The 21660-nt window shown below is 66.9% G+C and carries 19 protein-coding genes and 3 pseudogenes; 9 read left to right on the top strand and 13 right to left on the bottom strand.

Annotated features, from left to right (window positions below; translation table 11 throughout):
- Window positions 1-158 (top strand): integrase core domain-containing protein (locus C8N38_RS14830; protein WP_146176289.1); only part of this gene is annotated, 158 nt, incomplete at its 5' end.
- 176 nt (window positions 159-334) lie between these two features.
- On the opposite strand, the gene C8N38_RS21555 is transcribed toward C8N38_RS14830, so the two are convergent.
- Window positions 335-598: a hypothetical protein gene (locus C8N38_RS21555; protein ID WP_170120325.1), complete on the bottom strand. Its 264-nt coding sequence runs from the start codon at window positions 596-598 to the stop codon at window positions 335-337.
- 15 nt (window positions 599-613) lie between these two features.
- Here C8N38_RS21555 and C8N38_RS14820 point away from each other — a divergent pair.
- Window positions 614-907: pseudogene (locus C8N38_RS14820) on the top strand (integrase core domain-containing protein); the annotation flags it as partial.
- Window positions 908-1262: 355 nt separating this feature from the next.
- Here C8N38_RS14820 and C8N38_RS14815 read toward each other — a convergent pair.
- A complete protein-coding gene (locus C8N38_RS14815; protein WP_108027931.1) occupies window positions 1263-1532 on the bottom strand; it encodes a Txe/YoeB family addiction module toxin in 270 nt (89 codons plus the stop codon).
- Window positions 1533-2076: 544 nt separating this feature from the next.
- Between C8N38_RS14815 and C8N38_RS14805 the strand changes: the two genes are divergently transcribed.
- Both C8N38_RS14805 and C8N38_RS14800 read left to right on the top strand, forming a co-directional pair.
- A complete protein-coding gene (locus C8N38_RS14805) occupies window positions 2077-4077 on the top strand; it encodes a type VI secretion system Vgr family protein (RefSeq protein ID WP_108027930.1) in 2001 nt (666 codons plus the stop codon).
- A complete protein-coding gene (locus C8N38_RS14800) occupies window positions 4077-4337 on the top strand; it encodes a PAAR domain-containing protein (RefSeq protein ID WP_158272360.1) in 261 nt (86 codons plus the stop codon). Before C8N38_RS14805 ends, C8N38_RS14800 begins: the two co-directional genes overlap by 1 nt.
- A 357-nt stretch (window positions 4338-4694) precedes the next feature.
- On the opposite strand, the pseudogene C8N38_RS14795 reads toward C8N38_RS14800, so the two are convergent.
- The 3 genes and pseudogenes from C8N38_RS14795 to C8N38_RS14790 all read right to left on the bottom strand — a co-directional run.
- Window positions 4695-4955 (bottom strand): annotated as a pseudogene (locus C8N38_RS14795) (transposase); the annotation flags it as partial.
- Between the two features lie 642 nt (window positions 4956-5597).
- Window positions 5598-6040 (bottom strand): annotated as a pseudogene (locus C8N38_RS21170) (transposase); the annotation flags it as partial.
- A gap of 142 nt (window positions 6041-6182) precedes the next feature.
- Entirely contained in the window at window positions 6183-7094 is a 912-nt protein-coding gene (locus C8N38_RS14790) for a LysR family transcriptional regulator (RefSeq protein WP_108027928.1), read from the bottom strand.
- A 277-nt stretch (window positions 7095-7371) separates the two neighbouring features.
- Here C8N38_RS14790 and C8N38_RS14785 point away from each other — a divergent pair, with 277 nt between their 5' ends.
- Genes C8N38_RS14785 through C8N38_RS14765 form a run of 5 tightly spaced genes read left to right on the top strand, consistent with a single transcriptional unit; the run spans window position 7372 to window position 12287 of the window.
- On the top strand, window positions 7372-8649 hold the full coding sequence (locus C8N38_RS14785) for a pyridoxal phosphate-dependent aminotransferase (RefSeq protein ID WP_170120327.1): 1278 nt from the start codon (window positions 7372-7374) through the stop codon (window positions 8647-8649).
- The gene (locus C8N38_RS14780; RefSeq protein ID WP_108027927.1) at window positions 8646-9314 is read left to right on the top strand and encodes an RraA family protein; all 669 of its coding nucleotides are present in this window, start codon (window positions 8646-8648) and stop codon (window positions 9312-9314) included. The genes C8N38_RS14785 and C8N38_RS14780 overlap by 4 nt, the downstream gene beginning before the upstream one ends.
- 47 nt (window positions 9315-9361) lie before the next feature.
- Window positions 9362-10309 (top strand): Bug family tripartite tricarboxylate transporter substrate binding protein, encoded by a 948-nt coding sequence (locus tag C8N38_RS14775; protein WP_108027926.1) that lies wholly within the window; start codon window positions 9362-9364, stop codon window positions 10307-10309.
- 18 nt (window positions 10310-10327) lie between these two features.
- Window positions 10328-10780 (top strand): tripartite tricarboxylate transporter TctB family protein, encoded by a 453-nt coding sequence (locus C8N38_RS14770; RefSeq protein WP_108027925.1) that lies wholly within the window; start codon window positions 10328-10330, stop codon window positions 10778-10780.
- A 1-nt stretch (window position 10781) separates the two neighbouring features.
- Window positions 10782-12287 (top strand): tripartite tricarboxylate transporter permease, encoded by a 1506-nt coding sequence (locus C8N38_RS14765; protein ID WP_215731159.1) that lies wholly within the window; start codon window positions 10782-10784, stop codon window positions 12285-12287.
- 328 nt (window positions 12288-12615) lie between these two features.
- Here the strand turns inward: C8N38_RS14765 and eutC are convergent, their stop codons facing one another.
- The 8 genes from eutC to C8N38_RS14725 are packed head-to-tail and all read right to left on the bottom strand — an operon-like array spanning window position 12616 to window position 21637.
- Entirely contained in the window at window positions 12616-13350 is a 735-nt protein-coding gene (gene eutC, locus C8N38_RS14760; protein ID WP_108027924.1) for an ethanolamine ammonia-lyase subunit EutC, read from the bottom strand.
- Entirely contained in the window at window positions 13347-14726 is a 1380-nt protein-coding gene (locus C8N38_RS14755) for an ethanolamine ammonia-lyase subunit EutB (protein ID WP_108027923.1), read from the bottom strand. Before C8N38_RS14755 ends, eutC begins: the two co-directional genes overlap by 4 nt.
- 18 nt (window positions 14727-14744) lie before the next feature.
- Window positions 14745-15689: a phosphotransferase gene (locus tag C8N38_RS14750; protein WP_108027922.1), complete on the bottom strand. Its 945-nt coding sequence runs from the start codon at window positions 15687-15689 to the stop codon at window positions 14745-14747.
- Window positions 15686-16627, bottom strand: a complete 942-nt coding sequence (locus tag C8N38_RS14745) for a phosphotransferase family protein (protein ID WP_108027921.1) — start codon at window positions 16625-16627, stop codon at window positions 15686-15688. The genes C8N38_RS14750 and C8N38_RS14745 overlap by 4 nt, the downstream gene beginning before the upstream one ends.
- A complete protein-coding gene (locus tag C8N38_RS14740) occupies window positions 16624-17898 on the bottom strand; it encodes a Zn-dependent hydrolase (RefSeq protein WP_108027920.1) in 1275 nt (424 codons plus the stop codon). The genes C8N38_RS14745 and C8N38_RS14740 overlap by 4 nt, the downstream gene beginning before the upstream one ends.
- On the bottom strand, window positions 17891-19744 hold the full coding sequence (locus C8N38_RS14735; protein ID WP_108027940.1) for an ABC transporter ATP-binding protein: 1854 nt from the start codon (window positions 19742-19744) through the stop codon (window positions 17891-17893). The genes C8N38_RS14740 and C8N38_RS14735 overlap by 8 nt, the downstream gene beginning before the upstream one ends.
- Before the next feature lies 1 nt (window position 19745).
- Complete coding sequence (locus C8N38_RS14730; protein WP_108027919.1) at window positions 19746-20657, bottom strand: ABC transporter permease; 912 nt, start codon at window positions 20655-20657, stop codon at window positions 19746-19748.
- Window positions 20657-21637, bottom strand: a complete 981-nt coding sequence (locus C8N38_RS14725) for an ABC transporter permease (protein WP_108027918.1) — start codon at window positions 21635-21637, stop codon at window positions 20657-20659. The genes C8N38_RS14730 and C8N38_RS14725 overlap by 1 nt, the downstream gene beginning before the upstream one ends.
- Window positions 21638-21660 lie beyond the last annotated feature (23 nt).

Below are 21660 nucleotides of genomic sequence, written 5' to 3'. Positions count from 1 at the left end.
GCCTGAACGCCCACTGGTTCATGAGCCTTGCCGACGCCCGCGAAAAGTTGGAAGCTTGGCGTCGACACTACAACGAGGACCGACCCCACAGCGCGCTCGGATACAACGTCCCGATTGCCATGCATTATCCCGATGGCGTCACCGGCCCGTCATCGTGAGGCAGCCCGAAAAATCCAACTTCCGGCGGTCCAAGGTTGGGGAGCAGGGCACCTCAGCCTGTCGGTAAATTTCCCGCCGGTGAGTTTGGGGTGGCTTGCATCGACCCGCAGTTCCGATATCCGGTCTCCGTCCCGGCCGGGCTTTTCCGCCAGTTGCAGGTGAACGAGGCCGGGGCTTATGAATTGAGGATTGCGGGCACAACCGGACCACTCAGCCCGCCGCCGCCGATCCCGATGACGGGAGAGATGAAGCGCACGGTTGCGGAAAGCTTTGACAGATCCGCCACGCTTCGGATCGAGGGGCAGTGGATCTCGAACCGCATGTCGCCGGACGTGGCGTCTTCGATTTTCAGGAAGCTTGTCAAGTCCTGGTACGCATTCAGTTCTTGCTCAGAATAGTTCCTAGCTGTTTGATCCCACGGCTTGATGGTGCGATCCATTCGTCGGACTGGAACCATCCTTGGACCAATGGCCAGGTCGAGCGGATGAACCGATCTATCAAGCAAGCAACGGTGAAGCGCCACCATTACGACAGCCATGATCAACTGCGCACGCACCTTGCCGACTTCATGGCCGCCTGCACCTTCGCCCGCAGGCTCAAGGCACTCAGCGGCCTCACGCCTTACGAATACATCTGCAAGATCTGGGCTTCAGAGCCGGACGGATTCATCGTTGACCCGATCCACCAGATGCCGGGACTGAACACGGTGCCGGTCCCGGGTTTTCGAAAGGGCGAGTCTTGCTTGTGACCTCCAGAAGCGGACAGGTCCTTGTCGGTTCCGCAGCTTTCCAGCCAGCGGTCGACCTCCTCCGCGGTCGCGTCGCGACTCTCTCATGGATGCCGCACGTCTCTTGACGCTCGATCCGATGCGCAATGGCGTCCTGCATGCGCCAATGCGGCAGGCCTGGCCGGGTCTCGGCAAGAGACTGCCCGTTCATGCTTGACGGAGTGTGCTGATGCCGCGCCGCCTTCCGGCCGAAAGGGAATGCGCCCTTGCGACCATGCCGCATTTCCACCCTGTCGGTCAGTCCACTGTCGGCACGGCGCTGAACCGCGCGCATGCGCAGCCGGCACAGAGAAATGGCCGCCATGGGGGCTTGCTGTCAGTAATGGTAGCGCAGTTGGGCAATCTGCAATGATTGCTCATCCCCCTTGCCGCTGATGCGATAGACGAAGCGATGTTCGTCCGTGATTCGCCGCGACCACCAGCCGCGAAGATCTCCCTTCAGCGGATCCAGCTTGCCCGGCCCCTTGAACGGCGTTCTGGCGGCAGCCTTGATGAGGGTGTCGATGCGCGCCAGTTCCTTCTCGTGTCCCGGGGATTGCCACCAGAGATAATCCTCCCGGGCATTGTCCGAAAAGACGATCTTCACAGGTCGATGTCACGCTCGGTGCCCTCGCCAGCCTCCAGCTGGGCGATGGATGACCGCAGGCGGGCCGCGTTTTCGGGGCTCTTGAGAAGATGCAGGGTTTCCTGGATGGCACGGGATTTCGCCGTGCTTGACGGTGGCCTCCTGCCGGACCCGCGCCGAGGGCGCGGCTCCGTCACTGGTCATCCCCGACATGCTGCCCCTGCGTGACCTTGTCGGGAAGACCCCTTACGTCGCTCCGCTGCGGGAGATGATCGGCTTTGCCGCCGAGCGGTCGCTGGAATGCCAGGCCGGCGCCTTGATCGGGGCCGGTCTGTGGCGAGAGGAGGACACGCGAGATGGGGGAGGGCGCGAAAGGAAACCCTCGTAAGGTCGCCTCAAGGAGGCAAGGCTGTGGTGACAGGATCGTTTCGCGAATCTGCCGAAAGCTCCTTGGCGTCGGCGCGATGCCGCCAATGACGGCAGGCCCCCGAACAAAATCCTGTCCCAAGGGTTGCCAGGAAGGGCTAGGAATTACTACTTATGCGGTATTAAAAGAGGGTATTTCATGAGTGGCTTCTTCCGTCAGGACGCCCGCATGGGCCGGATTTCCACGGTGCTGGGGCAGGACGTCCTGGTGCTCCGCCGGTTCGAGGGCGTCGATCACCTGAACGCCCTGTTCGACTATTCGGCGGACTGCCTCGCTGCCTCGGCCGATCTCGATTTCGACCGGCTGATCGGCACCCACACCACCGTCACCCTCACCACGAAGGAAGGCGAACGCGCCTTCGACGGCATCGTCACCGAGGCCCGCTGGCTGGGCTCGGGCGACAATGGCCATCGCTACCGGCTGCGGCTCAGGCCCTGGGCTTTTCTTGCCAGCCTCCGCCGTAACCAGCGGATCTTTCAAAACAAGACCGTGGTAGAGATCCTGACCGAGCTGCTCTCGGCCTATGCCGACGCGGGCGCGCTGACGGTGGAACTCGCGAACGATTACCCCGAGCTCGAATATACCGTGCAGTATCGCGAGAGCGATCTGGCCTTTGCCTGCCGGATGATGGAGCGGCACGGGATCAGCTATCACTTCCGCCATGCCGAGGGCGCCCATGAGATGGTGCTGACCGACCAGGTCGAGGCCCATGACAGCATCGGCGCCCGCCCCTTCCGGCCGGCCGAGGGCCACCACCAGGAGGAGGTCTCGCATTTCCGCGCCTGGCGGCCCGCGCGGCGGATCACGACCGGTGCAATCCGGCTGACGGACTACAATTTCAAGACGCCGGTGGCGGCGATGGAAACCGACCATCTGGGCGACGCCGCCTACGAACAGGGCCAGATCGAAAGCTTCGACTGGCCGGGCGACTATCTCGATCAGGGCCGCGGCCGGGTGGTGGCCGAGCTGCGCGCCCAGGGCGAACGCGGCCAGGACCGGCGTTACGAGGCCGAGGGCGATATCGTGGCGCTTGGCGCGGGGCTCCGGGTGACGCTGTCGGGCGATCCGGTGCCCGGGACCGGCGGCGAGTACCTGTGCCTGAGCGCCCGGCATTCCTATACGGCGGATAATTACGGCTCGGGCGGGTCGGACGATGGCGACGGCCGCGCCTATGACGGGCAATACGTCCTGATGCCGGTCGAGGCGCCGCTTTTGCCCGAACAGAAGACCGCCCGGGCCGACGTGCGGGGGCCGCAGACGGCGACGGTGGTCGGCGAGGGCGAGATCGACTGCGACGAATACGGCCGGATCCTGGTGCGGTTCCACTGGGACCTGGACGAGGCCTGGTCGATGCGCTGCCGGGTATCGCAAAGCTGGGCCGGTGCTGGCTGGGGCGGGATGGTGATCCCGCGGATCGGCATGGAGGTGGTGGTCGAGTTCCTCGATGGCGACCCGGACAAGCCGCTGGTCACGGGATGCGTCTATAACGGGCGGAATAGGGTTCCCTACGACTTGCCCGCCAACAAGACGGTCTCGACCTTCAAGTCGGACACCCATCAGGGCGCGGGCTATAACGAGTTCCGTTTCGAGGACGAGAAGGACCGTGAAGAGGTCTTCATGCATGCGCAGAAGGACCACAACACGATCATCGAGAATGACGAAAGCCATTCCATCGGCCATGACCGCTCGAAATCGGTGGGCAACGACCATCGCGAGACCATCGGCCAGGACATGTATTACACGGTGGGTCGCAATCAGCAGGAAGATTACGGCAAGGATCACATCCACCGCGTCGGCAATATCCACAAGCAGTCGGTCTGGGCCGATCACCTCTACGAGGTAGGCCGCAACTACCAGGGCGAGGTGGCGGGCAAATACGTGCTCGACGTGGGGACCTCGATCACCAACAATACCGGCAAGCACACGCTGATGGCCTTCGAGAAGTTCCAGATCAAGGGGCCGGGCGGCAAGATCACCATCGACGGCTCGGGCATCACACTGGAAGCGGCGAATATCAGGCTCAAGGGCAATGTCTCGGTCGGCGGGTCGGGCTCGGCCCAGGTTCCGACGCTGAAGCTGGCGGCCAAGGAAGGCCTGCCGCTCTGCGAGGAATGCGCCGCCATCAAGGAGGATGTCTGATGCCCCCGATCGCGCGCGTCGGAGATACCCATGTCTGCCCGGTCACGGGGCATGGCTCCAATGTCATCGTGACGGGCGGCTCTGCGCTGATCGACGGACGGCAGGTCGCACGGGTCGGAGACAAATGCGCCTGCGGCTGCGTCATCGTCTCGGGGGCGTCGCAGATGACCTGCGATGAACGCCCGGTCGCGATCCTGGGCTCCAAGACCTCCGGCGGCGGGACGATCGTGTCGGGCTCGCCGAACCATGCGACGCTTTAGCCGCTTCCCGATCCGGAGGCCGAGGGTGAAGGGCAGGGCCGCGAGGCGCCTTTGGCAGGAAGCTGTTGAAAAACTCGCTGGAGCATCCACGGAGTGCCATTCCATGGGAAACGGTTCTGCTTGCGCGCGACCCTGCCTTGTAAACGGTCATTTCCTGCCCGAGTGCAGAACAACGTCCTAACCTGAGACGGTCTCTCGGGCGCAGCGGGTGTTTTTCAACAGTATTGGCCGAGGCTGTGTGGAAACGCTGTACCGTGGTAAGCTTCCGCGAGTTGGCGGGAGGCAGGGATGGCGGGCTTCATCGATGGCATCGACCGGGACTAGGTCACGCTGACCTTCGGAGATGTCCGGGCCTCGTCAGGATGCCACGGCGGGCAACCTGACGGTGGGATTGTCGGTGACGCGGGCCAGGGTTTCAAGGCTCATGTATCGCCTCGCCACGGCCCACGCGTCGTTGGGAAAGATCCCGATGACATCGGCACGTCACTTTACCTCTCGGTTCACCCGTTCCAACGGGTTCGTGGACGCGATCTGCGTCCAGTGCTCTCGCGGGAACGACATGTACGCAAGGACGTCGTTGCGCGACGCATCCATCGGGGCGCCAAGCTTGGGTTGTTTTCCGTGTGGCCGCGTTGCCTCGACGCCGTCTGGACGGGTCGCCGTCTCGCCTTGTGGCCATGTTGCCGGATCGCCGTGATGTCGTGGTGCCGCCATTCCGCCGTGACGTGTATTGCGGCCGATGGCATGAAGCTGAGGAAAGCTGCGAGGGACATCAAAGGTATTACGGCGTATAGCCATAAGGGCGGCACCGGGAAGACAACGGCGCTATTCATGCTGACCTCTGCTTTCCGCTCGCCCCGCGGATCGAGGAAGCCCAGGGCGCGAAACCGATCAACCGGCGGGTCAGCCGGGCAGGGCTGCCGACCGCGCCGCACGTCGCCGCTCGCGCAACACCGGCCGGGGCGCGGAATCGCTTCGGAGGCAACGGTCCGGCGCTGTTTGCGGGAGAGCCAGATCCCGGCATCCCGCATCCACTTCCCGAGCGTCTCGCGCGAGACCGTCAGTTCGTGTCCTTCCGCGAGATTCTCGGCCGCAAAAGCTGGCCCAAAGTAGCACTTCTGCTTTGCAGATATGGGACACTTTAACTTTGCGGGCACAATCCTGCGGCCAATAAGGTATCTTATGTCAACTTGCTCTCTTCCAAGAGGCCTTGTTGCATCAATCAAACGGCAGAACGAGGGTCCCCTTTCCCCGCATGTTTCAGGCGATGGCTTTGACCTCGGCCCGTCCAAGGGCCGAGCAGCGGTTCATGAATGACCCATGTCGCGCCATTGGTCCGAGCGACAATGGCGAATGACGCGGATCTGGACTTCGGCGGTCTGGCGATCGGGGTCCCGTGGCATGATCCCATCCCCCAAGAGCTTCAGGCGGTTCATCCGGGCCTCGACGCGACTTCGGACGTGATCGCCGGCCCATTTCCTCCAGATCGATCGCCCCAGACATCGCGTCGCTCGCAGGATCTCGTTTCGCGACATCGCGGCGGGGCCGTCGGGTTTCCAGGCGCGGCCATTGCGACGGATCGGGAGGATCGGGTCTGCACCATGCGCGATAATTGCGGCATGGCCGCGGCGCGTGTCATATGCTCCTTCGGCGGTGACTGTTGCGCTCTCTTCGCCGGCGGGGATCTGCGACAGGAGCTCAGGGGTCGTCACCACCGCGCCGCACCGGCGCATTCCGGAGGCGGTGCGCGCGCGACCCCGAGGCGGCGCAGAACGAGCTGCGCGGTCCTATCGAGCACAGGCTCGAAGCCATCACCGAGAATGAGCGGAACGCCATCGCCGAGCTTTACGCGCCCTGATCAAGGCCGTCTGGCGCATCGCGGCGACCGATCTCGGCCACGACCAGGCGCATCTGGGTGCAGAAGGCGTCGATCAGGCTGGCCTTGGGGCTGTCATCGCGGGCAAGGATACCGACCGGCCGCCCGGCCAGGCTGGGGATCGCGATCTCGCGCACCGCGACCGGGTTCGGCGCGGGCACGCAGCGCCTTGGCACCACCGCCACGCCCAGCCCGTGATAGACCATGGTCGAGATCATCTGGATGCCGTCAAGTTCCATCGCCTCGTTGACGGTGATGTCCTCGCGCACCAGCCAGTCGTCGATCAGCTGCCCCGACCAGAGCGAGCGGCTGATCCGGATGAAGGGATAGGTCTCGAGGATCTCGCGCGGATCGTCGAGCGGGCAATCCTCGGCGGTCAACAGGTGGAACGGCTCTTCGGTGACGGTGTGGAAGACCAGCCGCGAGCCCAGCACCGGCGGCCGCCCGATGAAGGCCGCGTCCAGCGCACCGCGATCGACCGGCGCCACCAGATTGGCCGAATGGGCGGGCGCGGCCTGGATATGCAGGTCGGGATAAAGCGCGCGCATCCGCTTCATCGCATGCGGCACCGCCCCGGTCATGGCGGTGAACATCGCGCCGATATTCAGCGTGCCGGTGATGGTGGCCTCGCCCCGCGCGGTGCGGCGCAGCTCGTCATAGGCGGCCAGAACCTCGATCGCCTTGGGCACCAGAAGCCGCCCGCGGGCGTTCAGCTCGGGAATGCGCCGCCGCCGGTCGAAGATCTCGACGCCCAGATCCTCCTCGAACTGCTTCATCTGCAACGAGACCGCCGAGCGGGTCAGATGCTCGCTGGCGGCGGCGGCCGACAGGCTGCCATGGCGCGAAATCGCGACGAGGGTCTTCAGGCGGCGGATCGACATGGCAGGGCTCCGCAAGCGGCGGCAAGGTTTGCGCGGGGTTTCAGACGCTTGGCGGACCCGCGCCGAAAGCACCGCCGAGGTTCGATCTATAGAAAGATTTCCTTGACATAAAGGTAAGAATTAATCGCTTGCGTAAACCTATTTTGACTGGATAGCGTGCCCCCAGCGCGGCGTACCATCGTACACGACCCGTCGCGTCCGACATATTCCGAACTTTCGAGGACGTGCCAGACTCGACCTCCGCTGCGCGGGGTGCGCGGTCGCGGCATGAGCAGAGATGAACAAAGCCGACCCCCAGACCGCCGCCAGATCTGTCCCGGACCCCGCCCCGGACCCCGTCAGCCGCCGGATGCGCGACACCAAGCCCTCGGCCTCGCTCGAGGCGGCGCAGCTGGCGCGGGATCTGCGCAGCCAGGGCCGCCGGGTGATCTCGCTGGCGACCGGCGAGCCCGATTTCCCGACCCCCGATCACATCAAGGCCGCCTGCGTCACCGCGCTGGCCGAGAACCGCACCGGCTATCCGCCGGTCCAGGGCATCCCGGCGCTGCGCGAGGCGATCTGCCAGAAGTTCCACCTCGACAACGATCTCGATTACCGCGCCAGCCAGGTGATCGTCGCCAATGGCGTCAAGCAGATCATCTTCAACGCGATGGCCGCCAGCCTCGAGCCCGGCCAGGAGGTTCTGATCCCGGCGCCGGGCTGGGTCAGCTATTCCGAGATGGTGCGGCTGAACGGCGGCGTGCCGGTGGTGCTCGAAACCCGCTGGGACGACAATTTCCGGCTGCGGCCCGAGGTACTCGAGGCCGCGATCACCGGGAATACCCGCTGGCTGATCCTCAACAACCCCTGCAACCCGACCGGCACCATCCTGACCGAGGCCGAGATCCGCGCCCTGGCCGAGGTGCTGGAGCGTCATCCGCAGGTCATGGTCCTCAGCGACGACATCTATGAACATCTGCGCTATGGCAGCGCGCCCTATTTCACCATCGCCCAGACCTCCGAGGCGATGAAGGCCCGGACGCTGACCGCCAATGGCGTCTCGAAAGCCTGGTGCATGACCGGCTGGCGGGTCGGCTTCGCGGCCGGGCCGCAGGACCTGATCGACGCGATGCGCACCTATCAGGGCCAGACCACCGGCGGCGTGATGCATCCCGCGCAATTCGGCGCGCTGGCGGCGCTGACCGGCTCGCGCGCCTTCATGGGCCCCAATCTCGAGGCCTTCCGCGCCCGCCGCGCGCTTGGCGTCCAATTGATCAATGAAACCGAAGGGCTGTCCTGCCACGCCCCCGACGGCGCCTTCTATCTGTTCGTCAACTGCGCGCCCCTGATCGGCGCCACAAGGCCGGATGGCGGCACCATCGCCAGCGATGCCGACCTCACGCGCTATTTCGTCGAGGAGGCCGAGGTGGTCTGCGTGCCGGGCGCCGCCTTCGGACTGTCGCCCTTCTTCCGGATCTCGTTCGCCTGCGGCATCGAGGTGCTCGAAGAGGCCTGCCTCAAGCTGCGCGCCGCCGTGGCCCGACTTACGCCCGCCAAGCAAGGACCCTCCGCATGAGCTTCGACTGTTCGGTCGCCCCCGTGAACCATCCGCTGAGCGCCGAATTCGCCGCCGGGTTCAACGACATTCCGGCACCGGTCGCGAATGACTGCTATGGCCGCCGCAACATCATGGATGCCGGGATCAAGCCGATCGCCCGGGGCATGCATCTCTGCGGCCGCGCTGTCACCGTGGCGATGCCGCCCGATGACAACCTGATGCTGCATGCGGCGCTGCACGCGGCCGAGCCGGGCGACATCCTCGTCGCCTCGACCTCGAACGACCGCCATTCGGGCGTCTGGGGCGAGCTGATGACCCGCGCCGCCATGGCGCGCGGCCTCGGCGGGCTGGTGCTGGACGGCATGTGCCGCGACAGCGCCTGGATCGCCGAAAGCGGGTTCCAGCTTTTCGCCCGCGGCACCTGCGCCCGCGGCTCGCGCAAGCTCGGGCCGGGCCATGTCAACAGTCCGGTCGCGGTCGGCAACGTCGTCGTCCAGCACGGCGACATCATCATCGGCGACGATGACGGGGTGATGGTGGTGCCCGCCGCCGATGCCGCCGCGCTGCTGCCGCTTTGCCGCGACAAGCTCGCCAAGGAGGGCGCCCGGATCGAGGCCATCGCCTCGGGCTCGCCGAAACCCGGCTGGCTGATGCCCGCACTGGAAAAATGGAACGTGGCGTGACGGCGCCTTAACCGTCCCGTCCGACAAGACGCAACAAGGAGAGACCCATGAAACGCATCACCGCCTCTTTGGCCGCGATCGGGCTTCTGGCCGGAACCGCCGCGCTGGCCGATTATCCCGAAAAGCCCATCACCATCGTCGTGCCCTATGGCGCCGGCGGCGGCAGCGACATCATGGTGCGCACGGTTGCGCCCTATATCGAGAAATACCTGGGCGACGGCGCCAGCATCGTGGTCGAGAACCGCACCGGCGCCTCGGGCATCATCGGCTGGCAGGCGGTGCATGACGCCAGGCCCGACGGCTATACCATCGGCGTCATCACCACGCCGTCGATCGTGACCAAGCCGATCGAGGGCAAGGCCGAGTTCACCTGGCAGGATTTCACCATCATCGCCAACATGGTCACCGACCCGGCGGCGCTGAATGTCAAGAAGGGCAGCCAGTTCAAGGACATTGCCGGTCTGGTCGATTATGCGAAGGAGAATCCCAAGGTGGTGACCATGGCCACCGGCAATTTCGGCGGCGACGACCATCTGGCCGGGCTGCAGCTTGAAAAGCTGACCGGGGCCGAGTTCACCTTCGTGCCCTTCCCCGGCGTCGCCGCGCGCAACGCCACCATGGGCGGCCATGTCGCGGTCGGCAGCTTCAATCTGGGCGAAGCGGTCAACTATCAGGACTCGATCGACATTCTGGGCATCATGGCCGACAAGCGCTCGGACCTCGCGCCCGAGGTGCCGACCCTGAAGGAACAGGGCTTCGACGTCGTCGCCTCGTCGCAGCGCGGTTTCGCCGGGCCGAAGGGCATGCCCGACGAGGCGGTCGAGAAACTCTCCGCGGCCATCGCCCAGGCGGTCAACGACCCCGATTTCCGCAAGGACGCCCAGAACCAGGGCGTGGTGCTCGATTTCGCCGACAGCGCCGATTTCACGGCCCAGCTCGACGCCTTCGACAAGGCCATGCGCAAGATCTGGGCCGAAAGCCCCTGGCTCGAGTAACCCCGTCGAAAGGACATCATGAAATCCATCCATAATGATGTCGTTCTGGGAACGGGCGTGGCGGTTCTCGCCGCGCTCGGTATTCACAGGGCGCTGGGGTTCGGGGCCGATGCCCGCGTCTTTCCCCTTCTGGTGCTGGTCCCCGCCGTGCTGCTGGGCCTCGTCATCGCCGTCCGCGGCCATCTGAAACAGCGCCGGACCGGCGAAACTCCGGATTTCTTCGCCAGCCCCGGCCGCTTCGCGCTGGTCGCGGGAGGCACGGCCCTGGCCCTGATCGGGCTGAGATACCTGGGCTTTCTCACCACATCCGCGGTGACGATCCCGGTTCTGGCGGTCGCGCTCGGCTATCGGCGGCCGCTGCCGATTCTGGCCACCACCGCGGGCTTCCTCGCGATGGTCTATATCGTCTTCATCCAGATCCTCTCGCGCCCGCTGCCGGCCGAGATCTGGACCCGGCTCGGAGGCAGCTGAGATGGACCTGTTTTCCCCGCTTCTCGACGCGCTGCCCGCGGTTCTGACCTTCCCCAACCTGCTGGCCATGGTCGGCGGCGTGCTGGTCGGGATCGTCGTCGGCTCGCTGCCCGGGCTGACCGCGACCATGAGCATCGCGGTCCTGCTGCCCCTGACCTTCACCATGGACCCGCTGGTCGCGCTCGGCATGATGGCGGGCATCTATAACGGCGCCATGTATGGCGGCGCGATCCCCGCGATCCTGTTGCGCATCCCCGGCACCCCCGCCGCCATCGTGACCACCTTCGACGGCTACCCGCTGGCCCAGCAGGGCCGCGCCGGATATGCTCTTCAGATCGCGCTCCTGTCCTCGGCCTTCGGCGGCATGATGAGCGCGATCGCGATGATGGTGCTGGCGCCGCCCCTGTCGCTGGTGACCCTGGCCTTCGGCCCGCCCGAGGTGTTCTGGGTCGGCATCTTCGGCATGGCCGCGGTCGCGGTCTTTCTGGGCGAGGATCTGCCCAAGGGCCTGCTCTCGGCGCTGATCGGGCTTTTCATCGGCATGATCGGGCTCGACCCGGTGATGTCGACCGACCGCTTCACCTTCGGCCAGCTCGAGCTGGAATCGGGCATCGACATCGTCGTGCTGATGGTCGGGCTTTACGCCATCCCGCCCTGTCTCGAGATGGCCGAGGACACCGCCAGGGCCGTGGGCGCCCGGATCAGGCTGGACTTCCAGCCCTTCCTGAAGACCATCCGCGAGATCCCGCGCTACTTCAGGATCTGGAGCTGGGCCTATTTCTACGGCATCTTCGTCGGGCTTCTGCCCGGCGCCAGCGGCAGCTTCGTGTCCTTCCTGGCCTATGAGCGCGCCAAGCGGATGTCGAAGGACCCCGAGAGCTTCGGCAAGGGCAATCCCGAAGGCATCGCCGCCTCGGAATTCGGCAACAATGCCGATAATGCTGCGGCGCTGATCCCGACGGTGACGCTGGGCATTCCCGGCAGCTCGGTCGCGGCGGTGATCATGGGCGGGCTGCTTGTGCACGGTCTGCAACCCGGCCCCGACCTGTTCCGCAACAGCGCCGACATCATCTACGGCTTCATGATCCAGATGTTCCTGACATCGCTGATCCTGATCCCGCTGGGCGGCTCCTTCGCGACCAATCTCTTCGCCCAGGTGCTGCGGATCCCGCGCCCGCTGCTGATCCCGCTGATCATCTGCCTCAGCATCGTCGGCGCCTATTGCGTGCAGAACTCGCTGTTCGATGTCTGGCTGATGTTCGGCTTCGGCCTGCTGGGCTATGTCATGAGCAAGACCGGCCTGCCGCTGGCGCCGGTGGCGCTGGGGGTGATCCTCGGGCCGCTGATCGAAAGCAACCTGCGCCTGTCTCTGCTGCTGGATGTGCGCAACGAACATATCCTGTTCACCCGGCCGATCTGCATGGTGCTGATCGCGCTTCTGGTCCTGACCACGGTGCTGCCGCCGGTCTGGAAACACATTCGGGCCCGGCGCGCGCGCGCGGCCTGACCAGACAGGCCCCGGGCTCCCCCCTGTTCCCGGGGCCGCTCCCCCGGGCGCTGCCATCCCAGGCGGCGCCCGGGCCCTGAGCCCCCGTCGCAGGCCCGGATCTTCCGCCGCGCTGGCGGCGACCAGCGCGCCGCCCCCTTTCCTGTTCCAGATCTCAGTTGTCCGGGTTCGCCCAAGGGCCATGGGACCGGGCCACCCGAGGTTTCGATCCTATCCCCAGAATCTGGGGAGGAACCTGTGGGTAACCCGCTGCAAACCCCAACTTACCCAATCCTTAATGGGATGATTAATTTTTGGGCAGATCTGCGGAGGCACCGGGGCGGCCGGATCAGGCCTGTCCCAGAGCCGGCGCGGTCCCGCTTTCATCCTTCAGCGCGACCCCGGTCCGGCCCAGCCGACGCGCCGCGCCGATCAGCCAGGCGATGCGCGCGGCCGCCGCCTCGGGCGACAGCCCGCCGGTCCGGTGGATGTTCGACACGCAGTTGCGCGCGCTGTCCCGCGTGCCGGGCACCGGATCGGCGGTCAGATAGGCCCCCAGACTGTCCGAGACGCTCAGCCCCGGCCGCTCACCGATCAGCATCAGGCACATGGCGGCCCCCATCCGTTCGGCGATGTCGTCGCCAAGCGCCACGCGCGCGCCCTCGGCCAGGATGACGGGCGTGGCGTCCAGCTCGGGCAACGCCGCGCGCAGCGCCGCGATCACCGGTGCGGCATGGGCCAGCGCCGGGGCCGACAGCCCGTCGCCCACCACCACCACCAGCGGACAGCCCGTGTGCGGCAGGTCCACCGGCTCGGCCAGGCGGCGGCCAAGATCGGGGCGGCGCAGATAGACGCTGCGCTCGACCGCGCGGCTTTGCACCCGGATCGTGGCCAGCGGCGCCAGCGCGGCGGCCAGAGCGTCCCAGTCGGGCCGGGCGCGGATCGCGTCGCGCGCCGCCGCATGGGCCTCGTGAAAGTCGAGAAGCGCGCCCAGCGGCACCGGCCCCGCGCCCGCATCGAGCCGCACCCGGGCGGGCGTCAGCGTCCGCAGCCGGTCGAACCCCGCGCTGACGGCGCCGCTCATGCCACGATCCCCATGCGGCGGCCAAGCGCCTCGGGATCGGGCAGCGCGGCCGCCCCCTGTGCCAGCCCCGTGCGCGCCAGCCACATCTCGAATTCCGGCGCGGGCCGCAGCCCGGTCACCTCGCGCAGATAGCCGATATCCTCGAAGGCGAGGCTCTGATAGCCCAGCATGACGTCATCCGCCCCCGGCACGGTAATCAGGAAGGTCACCCCCGCCCGGGTCAACAGCGTCATCAGCACGTCCATGTCGTCCTGATCGGCCTCGACATGGTTGGTATAGCAGACATCGACCCCCATCGGCAGGCCCAGCAGCTTGCCGCAGAAATGATCCTCGAGCCCGGCGCGGATGATCTGCTTGCCGTCGAACAGGTATTCCGGCCCGATGAAGCCCACGACGGTGTTGACCAGAAGCGGCCGGAAGGCGCGGGCGACGCCATAGGCGCGGGCCTCCAGCGTCTGCTGATCGACGCCGTGATGGGCCTCGGCCGACAGCGCGGCCCCCTGCCCGGTCTCGAAATACATCAGGTTGTCGCCGACCGTGCCCCGGCCGAGGCTGCGCCCGGCCGCATGCGCCTCGGCGAGGATCGACAGGCTGACGCCGAACCCCTCGTTCGCGGCCTCGGTCCCGGCCACCGACTGGAAGATCAGATCGACCGGCGCGCCGCCCTCGATCAGGCGGAGCGCGTTGGTCACATGGGTCAGCACGCAGGTCTGGGTCGGGATGGCCAGAGCCGTCACCATCTCGTCCAGCGCCGCCAGCAGGCCCGCGCAATTCGCGAGGTTGTCCGAGGCCGGGTTGATGCCGATCACCGCGTCCCCTGCCCCGAACAGCAGCCCGTCCAGCGTCGAGACCGCGATGCCGCACACGTCGTCGGCCGGGTGGTTGGGCTGCAACCGGGTCGACAGAGTCCCGGCCTTGCCGATGGTGTTGCGAAAGGCGGTCACCACCTCGACCTTGCGCGCCACCCGGATCAGGTCCTGATTGCGCATGATCTTCGACACCGCCGCGACCATCTCGGGCGTCAGCCCCGGCGCCGCGGCGGCAAGTCTTTTCGCATGGGCCGCGGGCGACAGCAGCCAGTCGCGGAAATCGCCCACCGTCATCGCAGCGAAGGGGGCGAAGGCCGCGCGGTCATGGCTGTCGAGGATCAGCCGCGTGACCTCGTCGGCCTCATAGGGCACGACCGCCTCGGTGAGGAACTCGGCCAGCGGCAGATCGGCCAGCGCCCGCCGCGCCGCGACCCGTTCGGTCGCGCTTTGGGCCGCGATGCCCGCAAGCTGGTCGCCCGAGCGTTCCGGCGTCGCTGCGGCCAGCAGCCGGGCCAGACTGTCGAAGGCGAACCGCTCGCCCCCGGCGATGGCACAGTATCGGGGCATGTTTCCCGCCTTTCCCGCTCAGACCGTCCGCAGATGCCCGGGCCAGTCGGCATGGCCGGTGATCTGGCGAAACCGCATCAGCTTCCACATTCCGTATTTGTGAAAATCGAAGGCCAGTCGCGACACCTTCAGCTGCACCATCGACCACAGCGCCCATTTCACGTCGGCCAGCGCCTTGTGGACGATGACCCGCGACACGATCTCGGGACGGACCGCGCCGAAATAGGCCTCGATCAGCTCAAGTTCCTGCGCGGGGGTAAAGAACATCTCGCCGAACCAGATCCCCAGATCGTAGCAGCGGTCGTTCATCGAGGCATATTCGTAGTCGATCAGCAGGATCGAGCCGTCCTCGCCCATCATGAAATTCCCCGGCATCGGATCGTTGAAACAGGGCACCAGATCGAGCCCCGAGGCCATCAGCGCCGCGCGCGCCATGGCCTCGTTCAGCATGATCCAGTCATGGTCGCGAAACCGCGGCGCGCCCAGATCGGCGGCCTGGGCGGCGTGTTCGTCGATCATGTCGAAGACGGTCTTGGTCGCGGCCAAGGGCGGCAGCGCGTGCATCCGGCGATAGGCAGCGATGGCCGCGCGGCGGTTTTCGGGAACCGCGAAATCGCTGTGGGTCGAGGGGCGGCGGTCGGCCATGAAATCGTTGATCTCGACGCCCTCGGCGGCCAGATCGTCATAGACCCGGGGGCCGAGCCCCGCCGCCGCCGCCTTCTGCGAGGCCTCGAAGGCGGCCGCGCGGTCGATGAACATCTCGGTGCCGTTGCCGGGGATCTTGACGAACCAGTCGCCACTGCCATCGGTCGCGGTCACGCGCCAGTTCTCGTTGCTGATCCCGCCCGAGACCGGGCCATAGACCATGCCCACCCCGCCCCGGAACAGCGGCGCCTTGGCGATCACCGCCTCGATCGCCTCTTCCATCGGATGCGCGGCCTGGCCCAGTGTCTTCATGCTCATGCCGCCCCTCCCGCCAGCCGGATCTTCTGCTCGAATTGCGGATGGTTCAGCGCCATCCGCAGCCGCATCAGCCGCCATTCGCCGTATTTCAGCCATTCGACGCCGCCCCGGACCGAGGTCCGCGCCTTCAGCCGCGCCCAAAGCGCGTGCAGCATGTCATCGACGAAGGACCAGAGCCGGGCGCGGGCAAAGCCCGCGTCGTCGACGCCCCCGGCATAGGCGGCGAAACCCGCCCGCATGTCGCGCTCGAAATCGGTGGCCTCGGCCAGCAGGACCCCCAGATCGTAAAGCGGGTCGTTCATCCCCGCCCGGTCGTAATCAACCAGCCGCACGGCCCCCCCGGGCCCCAGCATCAGGTTCGAGGCGGACCCGTCATTGCGGCAGGGCGCCAGCGTCGCGCCCGTCCGCAGCACCGGCTCGGCCGCCCCGATCAACCGGCGCAGCCAGTCGATATCGTCGGGCAGCGGCGCGCCGATCCGGCCGAATTCGGCGATCTGCGCGTCGATCTGCGCGAAGGGATCGAAGCGGGTGGCGAGCGCGGGCGTCGCGTGCAGCGCCTTCAGCGCGGCCATCGCGGCGGCCAGAACCGGCGGCTCCTGCAAGTCCTTCTGCATCGCCCGGTGCCAGCCATCGGCCTCGGTCAGGGCCTCCATGGCGATGGCGCCCTGCGCGGCGTCCGACCACAGCACCCTGGGCCCGACCCCCGCCTCACCCGCCTGCCGGGCCAGCGCCATGGCGGCGTCGAGGTCGAACCCCTCCCGCATCTCGGGATGCATGACCTTGAGAAAGACCCCGCCGGTCAGGACCGAGGCGCTTTCCAGCGCCAGATAGCTGGGCGAGGCCAGCGGTGCTGGCCCGGGACGCATCCCGTCGCGGGCCAGCCCGGCCGCGGCACAGGCGGCGGCCATCATCTCGTCTGTGACAAGCGCGCCGGTCATGCGTTGGCCCCGAGGGCAAGATCCAGATCGCCGCCCGCGCGGTCGATCCGGCGGACCATGTCGGTCAGCACGTCGCCGCCCGCCGCCAGATCCTCGGGGCTGGTATATTCGTCGTTGCGGTGGATCACGCCGCCGACCGAGGGCACGGCGATCACCAGCGCCGGCAGGATCGCGTTCACCGCCACCGCGTCATGCCCGCCGATGGTGTCGAGCTGCATCTTCGGCAGCCCGAAATCGTCTGCCACCCGCTCGGTCAGCATCGCCAGCCGGGGGTCGAACTTTCCGGCCGGACGGCGGTCGACGGACACGATCTCGGCCGTGGTCCGCGCCCGTGCCGCCAGATCGGGCAGCGCCGCGCGCAGGCTGGCCTCGGACCAGTCCAGCATCGCCTGTTCGGGCGCGCGCAATTCGCAGAACAGGATGGCCTTGCCGGGCACGATATTGGGCGAATTGGGCGAGATATCGACCCGCGCGACCGAGGTGAACAGCGTGTCCTCGGCCACATCCGCCAGCCGCCGCACCTCGGCGATGATATGGGCCGCGCCCAGAACCGCATCCTTGCGGTCCTCCATCGGCGTCGGGCCGGTATGGTTCTGTTCGCCCGTGACCTCGATCCGCACCTTCAGCGCGCCCCAGTGGCGCAGGAAGGGGGCGATGCGCGCGCCCGCCGTTTCCATCTTGGAATCCCCCTCGATATGGATCTCGAGATACAGATCGGGCGTCGGCGCCGCGTCGGTGCCCTTGTAGCCGGTGCGGACCAGCTCTTCGCCTACGCTTTTCCCGTCGCGGTCGCGCCGCGCCAGCGCCCAGTCGAGATCGACAAGCCCCGCGAAGACCGACGAGCCCAGAAGGCTGGGCTGGAACCGCGCGCCCTCCTCGTTCATCCAGTCGGCGATGACGTAGTTGCAGCGCGGCGCCTCGGTTCCCTTGCGAAAGCTCTCGACCGCGGCCAGCGCCGCCATCACCCCATAGGCGCCGTCGAACCGCCCGCCTTTGGGCTGGCTGTCGAGATGCGATCCGATCATCACCAGCGGCGCGTCCGGCCCCGCAAGGTCGATCCGCCCGAACAGGTTGCCGATGGCGTCGACCAGCACGGAATAGCCGCGCGCGGTCAGCTCGGCCCGGAACCAGTCGCGGGCGGCCTTGTGGGCATCGGTCAGCACCGGGCGGTCGACCCCGCCATCGCCGGTCGAGCCGAATTCCGACACCTTTTCCATCAGCTGGTTCAGAAGCTCCGCGTCGATGCGGGCAAGGCTCGGGGTCTCAGGCATGGGGCGTCTCCGTGGCGGTTTCATGCAGCGCGATGTCGGGGTCGGGGTTGAGGAAACAGGCGGCCAGCGCGTGATCGCCGCGGGCGCGGAGCGCCGGGTTCTCGGCCCGGCAGCGGTCGAAGGCCTGCGGGCAGCGGCTGGCAAAGGCGCAGCCCGGGGGCAGGTCGATGGGGCTGGGGGGTTCGCCCTCCAGCAGGCAGTCCTCGGGGCGGTAGCGGCGTTCTTCCAGCGTCGGCGCGGCCGACAGCAACGCGCGGCTGTAGGGATGGCCGGGATCGAAGAAGAGCCGCTCGTTGGGCGCGACCTCGACGGTTTCGCCCAGATACATCACCGCGATCCGCGAACAGACCTGCCGCACCATGGTCAGGTCATGCGAGATGAAGATGTAGGTAAAGCCGTGCTGGGCCTGCAGCTTGTCGAACAGATCCAGCAGCTTGCCCTGTTCGGTCTGATCGAGCGCCGACAGCGTCTCGTCCATGATCAGCAGCCGGGGTTCCAGGATCATCGCGCGGGCGACGTTCAGCCGCTGGCGCTGGCCCGCCGACAGCCCGGTCGGCAATGCGCGGTACAGACTGTCCGAAAGCCCGACCTCGGCCATCACCGCGCGCGCCCGGTCGCGCCGCTCGGCGGCGCTGCCGATCCGGTGGATCTTCAGCGGTTCCTCAAGGATCGCGCCGATCGGCGATTGCGGCGGCAGGCAGCCGTAAGGGTCCTGCAACACCAGCTGGAACTTGCGGCGCAGCGCGCGCAGGCGTTTCGGGCTGGCGGCGGCGACATTCTCGCCCTCGAAGAAGACCGACCCCGCATCGGGCCGTTCCAGCCCGGTCAAAAGCCGCATCAGCGAGGATTTCCCGCAGCCGGATTCGCCCACGACCCCGAAATTGTCGCCCGGGAAGACGTCGAAATCGACATTGCGCACGGCCTGCACCCGCGACACGCCCGCCTGGCCGCGCGCGCGCACCTCATAGGCCTTGGCCAGCCCCCGGACCGACATGATCGCGCGGCGGTTCCGGTCGATCTCGCGCCCCGCGCCGGTCTCGCCGCCCTGCCAGAGCGTCGGCAGTTCGGCGATCAGCTCGCGCGTGTAGCTGTGCCCGGGCCGGGCCACCAGCGCGGCCGGGGTCTGGCGCTCGACCACCCGGCCCTCATGCAGCACCATCACCTCGTCCGAGGCATCGCAGGCCACCGGCAGCGACGAGCAGATGAACAGGATCGCGGTCGAGAAGTCGTGGTTCAGCTCACGCATCAGCTTGAGGATCTGGGCGGCGACGGTCACGTCCAGCGGCTGGGTGATGTTGTCGGCGATCAGCAGCGCGGGGTCCGAGATCAGCGCATCGACGATCATCGCCCGCTGCATCATGCCGCCCGAATACTGGAACGGATATTCGTGGAACCGCCGCGCGGCCGAGGGGATATGCACCGCCTCCAGCAACCGGATCGCCTTGGCCCGCGCCTCGGCCGCCGGGATGTCGGGCCGCACCGCGCGCAGCTTTTCCACCAGCTGCGCGCCAACGGTCATGGTCGGGTCGAGCGCGCCCGCCGGGTTGCCGCCGACATAGGCGATCTCGCGCCCGGCAAGGCTGCGGGCATGGCCCGGATCGGCCACCAGATCGCGGCCGCGAAACCGGATCTCGCCGCCCGTCACCCGCAGCGGCGCCGACAGCCAGCTGGCCAGCGCGCGGGCCAGCACGGTCTTGCCCGAACCGCTTTCCCCGATCACCGACAGGATCGAGCACGGCGCCAGATCGAAGGAGATATCGGTCAGGATCGGCTTGTCGCCCGCCGCGACGCCGAGGCCGCGCACGCTGAGCAACGTTTCGGTAGCTCCGGTCGTGTCCAAGGCCATCTCACGCCCCTCCATAGATCGCGTTCCGGGCGCGTTCGAGCGCGGCGCCCATCAGGTTGATGCTGGTCAGGGTCAGCACCAGGAAGACGCCAGGCATGGTGGCGATCCACCAGGCATTCATCAGGTACTTGCGCCCGTCGGCGATGACATTGCCGAATGTCGGCGTGGGCGGCTGCACGCCCAGACCCAGGAACCCCAGCACGCTTTCAAAGATCATCATCCGCGCGATATCCAAGACCGCGACGAAGGCCATCGGCGGCAGCACCAGCGGCAGCAGCAGGGTGAACATGATCCGCAGATCGGTGGCCCCCAGCACCATCGCGCCGCGCACATATTCCTTCTTGCGCTCGGCCATCACGGTCGAACGCATCACCCGCGCATAGACCGGCCAGCCCGCCAGCCCCAGAACCAGGATGATCGAGGGGATGGTGGGCCGCGACACGCCGAGGATGGTGATCGCGAGGATGATCATCGGGACCGAGAGCTGGGCATCGGTCAGCCGCATCAGCACGGTATCGGTGCGCCCGCCGAAATAACCCGCGAAAAGCCCGATCATCGCGCCCGCCAGCAGCATCAGGACCGTGGTCGAGACCCCGATCAGAAGCGAATAGCGCAGCCCCACCAGCGCGCGGGACAGCATGTCGCGGCCCAGCTGATCGGTGCCCAGCGGATGCGCCCAGTCCCAGCCCTCGCCCATGAACAAGGGCGGGGTCAGCTTGGCGCGGATGTTCATCTTGGTCGGGTCGATGCCGCTCAGCTCGGGGTACAACAGCGCCGCCAGCAGCAGCAGAACGAAGACGGCCAGACCGATCCGGAACTCGACCGAGGCGAAGGCGGTCTGCCAGATCCGGGTCGAGATCCGGCGCCCGGCCTCGGGGCCGGCCATGGCAAGGGGCATGTCGGTGCTGGTCATCAGTAATCGAGCCTCGGATCGATGGCGGTGGCCAGAAGGTCCACGGCGATGTTGATCAGGACGAAGACGGCGGCGGTGACGATGGCGATGCCCTGGATCAGCGGGAAATCGCGCTGCATCACCGCGTTGATGGTCAGAAGGCCGAGCCCCGGATAGTCGAAGATGAACTCGATCACGAGAACCCCGCCCAGAAGCATCGAGAACTGCACGCCCAGAAGGTTCAGAAGCGGCACCGCCGAATTCTTCAGCGCATGGCGAAAGACGATCTGGTTGCGCGAGAGGCCGCGCACCTTCGCGATGTCGATGAAGCTCTGGCCCATCACGCCCGCGACCGAGACGGTCAGGGTGCGGATGATGAAGGGCGCGATCTCGACCGCCAGCACCAGCGCCGGCAGAATGGTGTAGGAAAAGCCCCGATAGCCGATGGCGGGCAGAAGGTTCAGCTTGACCGACAACAACAGCGCCAGAACGATCCCCAGCCAGAAATTCGGCAGGCTCACGAACAGCGACGAGGTATAAAGCGCCAGCCGGTCGGGCAGCCGCCCCGGGTAAAGCCCGCCCCAGACGCCGATGGGCACCCCGATCATCAGCGCAAAGACCATGGCCAGCACCGCCAGTTGCAGGGTCATCGGCGCGGTCTCGGCGATCAGGTCCAGTACCTTGGCGCGCTCGCCCCGGGTGGAATCGTCGAAGCTCGCGCCTCCCACGGCCGCGCCGCTGGCGGGCCGCACGAAGGATTCGCCCAGATCGCCCTGCAGCACCTTGCCCATGTAGCGGCCGAACTGGACATGGATCGGATCGCGCAGCCCCATTTCGGCGGCGATTTCCTCGACCAGGGTGTCGGGGGCCATGCCCCCCACCATCAGCCGCACCGGATCGCCCGGCACGACGCGCAACAGCGTGAAGATCAGGGCCGAGACCAGAAAGATGATGATCGCGCCCTGCCCCAGCCGCCGCGCGAGGAATCGTAGGATGAACATCGGCAAGCTCCCGAATGCGTGGC

It is taken from the genome of Rhodovulum kholense (assembly GCF_003053725.1).
GTDB classification, from domain to species: Bacteria; Pseudomonadota; Alphaproteobacteria; order Rhodobacterales; family Rhodobacteraceae; genus Rhodovulum; species Rhodovulum kholense.
This window is presented reverse-complemented; position numbering and strand designations above follow the sequence as displayed.